The sequence below is a fragment of the Flavobacterium sp. UBA4854 genome (assembly GCF_002399805.1).
Taxonomy (GTDB): Bacteria; Bacteroidota; Bacteroidia; order Flavobacteriales; family Flavobacteriaceae; genus Flavobacterium; species Flavobacterium ginsengisoli.
In genome coordinates, this window is sequence record NZ_DHEI01000107.1 from 25095 (window position 1) to 26082 (window position 988).

The following is a 988-nucleotide window of genomic DNA, read 5'->3' on the forward strand; positions in this document are numbered from 1 at the left end:
ACACTTTGATATTTGGATTTTAAACATTTGAAAGTTTTGTCTTTAAACTAAAAAAGCCTTGAATTTCTTCAAGGCTTTCTTTCTGGGTGGCTGACCGGGTTCGAACCGGCGACCCGCGGCACCACAAACCGCTACTCTAACCAGCTGAGCTACAACCACCATTTTTCTGCTTAGCGAGTGCAAATATAGAACAAAGGTTGAGTTCTACAAAGAAAAAAATGAAAAATTTTTATAAAATTTAAATCAAATTTTCTAAGCTATTGACTGCCAAACATCTTTCAACTGTAAAACCTTCTGCAAAATCTTTCCCAACTAGTCTTCCTAAGTCCTGCGCGCGGTAATTTAGACTTTCAAAAAAGTTTTTACTTGTAATTGGCGTTGCAGGTTCTTTTGAATTCGGATCGTAAAATTGGGTTTTATAAGCAGAAATCGCTTCTACTTTCTTTTTTTCAAATCCTGTAATATCTACAACAAAATCTGGAGTAATATTTTTCCATTGAATATAATGATAAACAATTTTAGGTCTCCATGCTTCTTGTTGTACTCCATCAATCGAAGTTTCAATTTTCATTAATCCCGAAAGAAAGCAAGAATCAGAAACTAGTTTGCTTCCTTTTCCATGATCAATATGGCGATCGTCTATTGCATTACACAATACAATTTCAGGTTTGTATTTACGTATCATTTTTATGACTTCTAATTGATGTTTTTCATCATTAACAAAAAAGCCATCGCGCATTGCTAAATTTTCGCGTACTAAAACACCTAAAATCTTAGCAGCATCTTTTGCCTCCTGATCTCTAATTTCTGCAGTTCCACGTGTTCCTAATTCACCTCGTGTTAAATCTACAATACCTACTTTTTTCCCAAGGGAAACTTCTTTTAAAATTGTTCCAGCACAACCTAATTCTACATCGTCCGGATGTGCACCAAATGCTAATATATCTAGTTTCATTTTCTCTTTTTGTTTGTTTTGTTTCAAGTTTAG

1 protein-coding gene and 1 tRNA gene are annotated in these 988 nt (G+C 34.4%); both read right to left on the reverse strand.

Annotated features, from left to right (window positions below):
- Positions 1–85 precede the first annotated feature (85 nt).
- Positions 86–159: transfer RNA gene (locus B3J44_RS15935), tRNA-His, on the reverse strand.
- Between the two features lie 79 nt (positions 160–238).
- Positions 239–955: a bacillithiol biosynthesis deacetylase BshB1 gene (bshB1, locus tag B3J44_RS15940; RefSeq protein ID WP_198856436.1), complete on the reverse strand. Its 717-nt coding sequence runs from the start codon at positions 953–955 to the stop codon at positions 239–241.
- Positions 956–988 lie beyond the last annotated feature (33 nt).